Genomic DNA, 5,938 nt, shown 5'->3' with positions numbered 1-5,938 from the left:
GACGCGTCGTTATGGGCGATAAGCGCAGTAATGTCAGATTCAAGTTGTGCATTTTCTGCAAGCGAGGCATCGAATAGCCCATCTGACGGCATAGCGCTAAGTCGCTCATGTGCTTCGGTGGCTTTCTCTGCTGCCGCTTTCATGGTCGCCATCAGTGCTGTGATATCGTTCATTGGGCCTCCCGTTTTTCCGCCCTCAGAATCATGCGAGAGCCGTCATCAAGCTCCCAGCCGATTTCACCGCCTTCAGCCATAACCAACTGCCAGACAAGTTGTGCGGCCTCGTTGGTAACATCGCGACCACGATCATTTCCCACGCGTAAGCGTCCGCCGCCGTCCAAATCGCGCATTTTTGCAAGGGTGATTGTTTTGCTCAGCGGGGAGAAACCGAGTTGAAGTTTTGCTGTATTACTCATGCTCGGCTCCTTGGCGTAACTGGGCGGCGAACTTGTGGAGTGATATGTAGCAATCTCCAAATGTTAACGAACCGCTCGACTGCATATGCTCCATAGCCATCTCAACCCCTTGCGCCCGCACTTCAGCCAGGAAAGCGTCGGTGGCTGGGGTTTCTGGCAATGCTTCAGGAATCACTTCTGAGTAAATGCGGTCCATTGCTGAATCCCATCCGTAAGAGCAGGCAGAATAGCCATCGCGTTGGTAGCCGCGGTCTTCAACGCCACATCCCATGCCCTGATCGTGATATTCCGGCTCGTCGGCATTGATTATTTCTTCCAGAACCGACTTCAGCCCCGCACTCTCCACTACCACCGCAGCAAGCTGCTGCTCAAGCTGTTCGTATGTTGGTTTCATGCTCATTTCACTGCCCTCAGATGCGATACGTTCTTGCGGTAGCTGGCCCAGTCAAAGTTCACCCAGATGCCGTTATCCATGGTTAAGCGGTCGATAATTCGAAGCCCCAGAGCATCCTGAAGCCCTGCGTGGTTCAGGTTCGTCAGCACGCCCACCGGCTTCATCGAGGACAGGCGGCGATCGATAACCTGATTCAGAATGACCTTTTCGCCACTGCTGCCGCGTTGAATGCCGACCTCATCCAGCACCAGCAACTCAACCTTGCAGAGGTCATCCAACAGTGAGGCTTCAGACTGGCCGCCGTCGTAGCACTCGCGAACCCTGAGCATCAGATCCGGAATGGTGACGACAAGAACCGTATGGCCAGCAGCCAGCAGATGGTTGCCAATCGCCGCAGCAAGATGGTTTTTGCCGGTGCCCGGGCCGCCGCTGAACACGAAGCTTGCAAAGCCGGTCCCGAAGTTCTGCGCGTAGCTTTTCGCCATGGTGTAGGCCTTGCGCTGTTGCTCGCTGGATACTTCGTAGTTGGCGAACGTGCAGCTGCGGTGCAGGCTCTGGATGCCAGAGCGGCCGAAGATTTTCTCAGTACGCGCTTTCTGGTTCAGGCGGCCCAGTTCTTCGCAATGCTTCAGCCCTTCTTCCCGCTGCCACGCCAGCAGCTCAGCAGCGCTGGTGAACTTCGGCTGTACGCCGGGCGGAATGAGTTTCTTCAGGCGCTCAAGCGCGCTGCCGGAATTAACAATATTTTTCACTGTTACCCCCTGAACCCGGTTGGGATGGTTTTATCTGGCTCAGAAATGTGGTTCACATCCCTGCCCGCTTTGCGGTCGTTGAGCGCGAACTTCGGCTTGAACAATCCCTGGTACCCGTTGGCGATGCTGGTGTTGATCACGTCCACCGGGTTATGGCCGTCATCCAGGCAGGCCTTCAGCAACTTGAAGGCTTTGGTGACCGTCATTTCGGTCTTGATGGCCTTGCCTGATTGCTGGCGATAAGCAACCCACTCACTCCAGGACTCAGAATCAAGCCACTCAGGAACAGGGATTGTCAGCGGGTCAAACTTCGCCTTCCCCCTTGGGGGATTAGAGGGGGTTAGATCTGTTTTTATATTTGTCTTTGGAAGAATGTCTTTGGTGTTCCCTATTTTCGGGGATACCTTTCCCTGTTTTCGGGGATAACCATCCCTGTTTTCGGGGATGGATGGAGGGGTAAAATCACCATCCCTGTTTTCAGGGATAACCATCCCTGTTTTCGGGGATAACTGTCCCTGATTCTGGGGATCGCCAATCATGAACTCAGGGGCGTTAATAACCCATGTTTCGACTTCAGCAGCCTGGAACGCCGCCGGACACTTCATGCAATTTGGCTTGGTATAAGCCCATTTATCCAGGCAGGTATTAACCCCAATGTATCTGGTTTGCCCAATGCGACGCAGGATGATGATGTTCCGATAAGCAAGGCTCAGCACCGCTTCAGATACGTGCTTAACCTTCAGCGTCGTTTTGTCTGCGATGAGGCTATTGGCGATACGGTCAGACTTCTTGGACCAGCCATAGGTCAGGCGAACGATAGCATTCAGTACCCGGAATTCACGGCCTGATAGCTCAACGATACACAGGGCATCCTGAATCTGGTTGGCTAAACGCAAATAGCCGTTTTCCAGCTCAGCCATGCGGCTCTCCTGTTGCCCCTGTAGCGGGGCGGGAAATTTGATAACTTCAGCGGTATTTGACATACTTAACTCCGCAATTACCTTCCGTTTTTGCACTCGAAGGCCGCAGTGTTCCAGCACAGCGGCTTTCACTTTTCTGTTTGTGATACCGTTCATCAGAACCTCACATAAGGCCCGGCGCCATAGCCGCCAGGCTCGTCACAACGGCAGCGATTGATTCCGTTGGGAGGAAGCGAAGCAATGCTTCTGCGGCCTCCCTCACCTCTTTCTCAAGGCGCTGTATTGGCTGCCCTAGCAGCTTGGCCTGATGCGCCTCAGTACACTCCTTCATCGCATCGGCAATTAGTTCTGCTTCCGTCTTCGCGAGAAGTCCGTATTCACGCGCTACCTTCTCGTTATCGCGAGACATTACGTCAGCAATGACCGGGATAAGCAGCATCAGGTTTTTGTCGTTCTTAGGCCCCGGTTCGTTAATCATCCGGAAGAAGTTCTGTCGGGTGTTAACTTCGGAACCGGCCAGCAGCAAACCGCGCCCGCCGCGAGCAATCCATTCCTTAGCCACCAGCTGCGAGATGTGAATCTGTGCCTGTCCCGGTGTGGCTTTCTGCCAGGCGCGCACGGCTTCACGAATGCGATTTAGCTTACTGGTATTGCGAGAAACGCCTTGATAATTCGATATCACCGCAGCCTGCGGTGCTCCTGTATCCTGCTGAAAACTGAGAGCTTGCATGATTACGCTCCTTGCTTTGGTAGTCCGTCGGTTGGGTTGGGGTAAAGATCCGGGCGCAGTTCGTGCGGGGTAACGCCAGTGGCGCTGTAGATTGGCAATACTCGATCAGCTGGGACTAGGCCTTGATAGCGATTCCGCCAATGACTGATTGTCATTGCGCTGACATCCAGCAGTTCGGCTAACCGAGATGCTGTACCTGCTCTGGTAATGGCTTTATCAATTGCTTTCATATTTTACTCCAGTGGAAACACTGAAATTAAACATAATGTTTATGCATATGTCAACATTTTGAATATTGAGCTAATAAACTTTTGGTTTAGAATTCTGTTATGAAAGAAAAAACTCATCAGATTAATCACCCACAAGTGCAGAGGCTCAACGAGATCCTCGAGCTTAAGAAGTTGACCAAGTCGGACATGGCTCGCATATGCGGGGTCAGTGCTCAGTCAGTCAATAACTGGTTCGTGCGCGGCACAATTGGGAAAAGTTCGGCGATAAAGCTGGCGGACGCGCTAGGGGTAAGCCTTGAATGGGTTCTTGGTCAGGAAGTTGATGAGAAAGACGGCTTGAAGGCAGATGAGAGAAGACTACTAGAACTCTACCGACAGCTACCTGACGATGAAGAAAAACAGAACTTCCTCAGAGTGCTGTCTTTACGTCTGAAAGAGCTGGATGCTATGTACGAGAAGTACATGAAGGGAAGGATTCGGTCTCAGGAAGATTAAAACATAATCATACAGAACAAATCATAGCCAAGTTAATAACCAAATTGGTTCTGGGGCTGGCTTGTTACATTGGTCATAACAACAATGGGAAAACACATGGGCGAGCAATTTGAAAATAAAAATGAGAAGCAAATTCAAAGCTCTTCACTAAGGGCTTTATCTGTTTCAAGATCTGAGTTCCATCAATATTTCCTTGATTTCGAAAACAAATTTGGAGAGATGGCTTGCCCTTTATGTAAAAAAACTCTTTGGGGAGTACCACCGAGAGAGGACAGTCAGGATCATCCTGCATTAATCACTTACCCGTTACCGAATTCCGCAGGACGAGGTATCTGGGCATTCCCCGTAATATGTATGGAGTGCGGGTATATCGCAACCTTCGCTGCTAACCATGTTTCAGGTAAAATTAAGGGGGGTTAACGATGGCTGCCGTCTCCTTAGATTACCGTTCTTCATCCGCTGTATTTATTGATAACATTTATGTTTTTGATACCCAGCCAAAGATTGAGAACCACATCGGCGACATCCCGTATTCACCAGAAATGTCAGGTGTGCTATCACTAAGCCAGTATAAAAAACATCCTGATAGTTGTCTTGGACTGAAAATTTTTTCTATCGCTCTAGTTTTGCTATTTGGTGTTATAGTTGGGTTATCAGGAGGTAATGTTATGTACTACATCCCCTTATACGCAGCTCTTGCACCTGTTTTATATTGGTTGCTAAAGATCGGGTATGCCTACTACGTTGTCAAAGCACAAAAAATGCACGTAGATTCTAAGGCGTTTTGCGGGAAGAATAATGACTGATAATAATGTAAAAGGCGTTGCTAAAAATGGCCTCCCATTTCTAATTGTTACGGTCTTATGCGGATACGCCACTGACGCAATTCCTCATCTATTCCCTGCAGGAGAGTTTCGAGATTGGGCATATAGATCTGTTCCGTTTCTATCTTTGATTTTATTATTTATTATCAGGACGTTGAAGGATTTTGGTGGAATGTCTTTTACCAAACTTATGTTTTCAATTTGCTCCAATCCTGAAAAAAGACAACTTAAGCGGACTATGTCTGACCCTGATGCTAGTGATGAAACCAAGCAAAGTGCTAGAAAAAGATACGATGACATTTTGCGACAAGAGTTAGAGCTAGGTTCCAGACTTTTAACATATGTTTCTCAGTGGACCATCTTCAAAAAAGCTCCAACCCCACCGCCATCCATCGATTAAATTTATATATGACCCGGCCACCGCGCCGGGTTTTTACTGCCTCTCTCCCGGCACTCAGCTTTAGCATTCCCCCCAAACATCTCGTGCTCCCAGCCTCAGCGCTGGGATTGTTTGTCCAAAATCGGTTGTATGCCCGCCCCCCAAACCCACAATTAAACATTTTGTTTATTAATAAATGCTCATTTTGTTGACATGAATTTAAACTTTGTGTTTAATGAAATCACCAAGACGCACTACTAACCACCCAGGCAGGACGCCCACGAAGTAGCCGCCGACGGCATACGAATAGTCGGATGAGGTGGAAAGATTAACGCGCATCAGGTTTTACGTTCTGGCAGCCGGGAAGACGGCAAGACACAAAGAGTGGGCTTCGCGGTGGTTAATTGCAGAGTGAAAAAGCTCAACCGTGAAGATCAGCGCCACGGCGCCACCAGCGAAGTTCACTTAGGAAAACTGGAGAACATCATGGTTCATCAGCACTACGGTACCCAGACGGTAAACCGCGGCGCAGTTCAGCCGGGAATGCTCGTCAAACACAACGACTCGACCTGGACAGCATCAGCCAACGCTCGCGGCCGTTTGTATCTGCATCGAGGCATTGAACGGACCTACACCAAAGAGTTGCTGGTTGAGGTTTATCTAAACGGTCTGGGGAATGGCCTTAGCCATTAACGGGGGAGTTATGCAAAAGAAGAAATGCGCTTACCGCCACTGCGGAAAACCGATTGAACAAGGCAAAGAAGTGAAGAACACGCTGACGCTGATCCACGGCGCGCAG

The 5,938-nt window shown here is 49.9% G+C and carries 12 protein-coding genes; 6 read left to right on the top strand and 6 right to left on the bottom strand.

What is annotated here, in order from left to right; all coding sequences use genetic code 11:
• Window positions 1-169 precede the first annotated feature (169 nt).
• From RDN66_RS07090 to RDN66_RS07065, 6 genes are all read right to left on the bottom strand, one after another.
• Window positions 170-415, bottom strand: coding sequence for a hypothetical protein (locus tag RDN66_RS07090; RefSeq protein ID WP_308537732.1), 246 nt, complete (start codon window positions 413-415; stop codon window positions 170-172).
• Window positions 408-815 (bottom strand): hypothetical protein, encoded by a 408-nt coding sequence (locus tag RDN66_RS07085; RefSeq protein ID WP_308537731.1) that lies wholly within the window; start codon window positions 813-815, stop codon window positions 408-410. Before RDN66_RS07085 ends, RDN66_RS07090 begins: the two co-directional genes overlap by 8 nt.
• Complete coding sequence (locus tag RDN66_RS07080) at window positions 812-1,561, bottom strand: ATP-binding protein (protein WP_308537730.1); 750 nt, start codon at window positions 1,559-1,561, stop codon at window positions 812-814. The genes RDN66_RS07085 and RDN66_RS07080 overlap by 4 nt, the downstream gene beginning before the upstream one ends.
• A 2-nt stretch (window positions 1,562-1,563) precedes the next feature.
• On the bottom strand, window positions 1,564-2,544 hold the full coding sequence (locus RDN66_RS07075; RefSeq protein WP_308537729.1) for a replication protein: 981 nt from the start codon (window positions 2,542-2,544) through the stop codon (window positions 1,564-1,566).
• A gap of 100 nt (window positions 2,545-2,644) precedes the next feature.
• Window positions 2,645-3,211, bottom strand: a complete 567-nt coding sequence (locus RDN66_RS07070; RefSeq protein WP_308537728.1) for a toxin YdaT family protein — start codon at window positions 3,209-3,211, stop codon at window positions 2,645-2,647.
• A gap of 2 nt (window positions 3,212-3,213) precedes the next feature.
• Window positions 3,214-3,441, bottom strand: coding sequence for a YdaS family helix-turn-helix protein (locus RDN66_RS07065; RefSeq protein ID WP_308537727.1), 228 nt, complete (start codon window positions 3,439-3,441; stop codon window positions 3,214-3,216).
• Window positions 3,442-3,540: 99 nt separating this feature from the next.
• Between RDN66_RS07065 and RDN66_RS07060 the strand changes: the two genes are divergently transcribed.
• The 6 genes from RDN66_RS07060 to RDN66_RS07035 form a co-directional block, all read left to right on the top strand.
• The gene (locus tag RDN66_RS07060) at window positions 3,541-3,936 is read left to right on the top strand and encodes a helix-turn-helix domain-containing protein (protein WP_308537726.1); all 396 of its coding nucleotides are present in this window, start codon (window positions 3,541-3,543) and stop codon (window positions 3,934-3,936) included.
• 96 nt (window positions 3,937-4,032) lie between these two features.
• Window positions 4,033-4,356, top strand: a complete 324-nt coding sequence (locus RDN66_RS07055) for a hypothetical protein (protein WP_308537725.1) — start codon at window positions 4,033-4,035, stop codon at window positions 4,354-4,356.
• A 2-nt stretch (window positions 4,357-4,358) separates the two neighbouring features.
• Complete coding sequence (locus RDN66_RS07050) at window positions 4,359-4,742, top strand: hypothetical protein (protein WP_308537724.1); 384 nt, start codon at window positions 4,359-4,361, stop codon at window positions 4,740-4,742.
• Window positions 4,735-5,160 (top strand): hypothetical protein, encoded by a 426-nt coding sequence (locus RDN66_RS07045; protein WP_308537723.1) that lies wholly within the window; start codon window positions 4,735-4,737, stop codon window positions 5,158-5,160. The genes RDN66_RS07050 and RDN66_RS07045 overlap by 8 nt, the downstream gene beginning before the upstream one ends.
• 465 nt (window positions 5,161-5,625) lie before the next feature.
• Window positions 5,626-5,832, top strand: coding sequence for a cell division inhibitor protein (locus RDN66_RS07040; RefSeq protein WP_308537734.1), 207 nt, complete (start codon window positions 5,626-5,628; stop codon window positions 5,830-5,832).
• The coding region (locus tag RDN66_RS07035) for a YdaE family protein (protein WP_308537733.1) at window positions 5,816-5,938 on the top strand (123 nt) is incomplete at its 3' end. The genes RDN66_RS07040 and RDN66_RS07035, both read left to right, overlap by 17 nt.

It is taken from the genome of uncultured Kluyvera sp. (assembly GCF_902485085.1).
Lineage (GTDB): Bacteria > Pseudomonadota > Gammaproteobacteria > Enterobacterales > Enterobacteriaceae > Kluyvera > Kluyvera ascorbata.
Note: the sequence above shows the minus strand (reverse complement) of the source record. Positions and strands in the feature narration are given on the sequence as shown.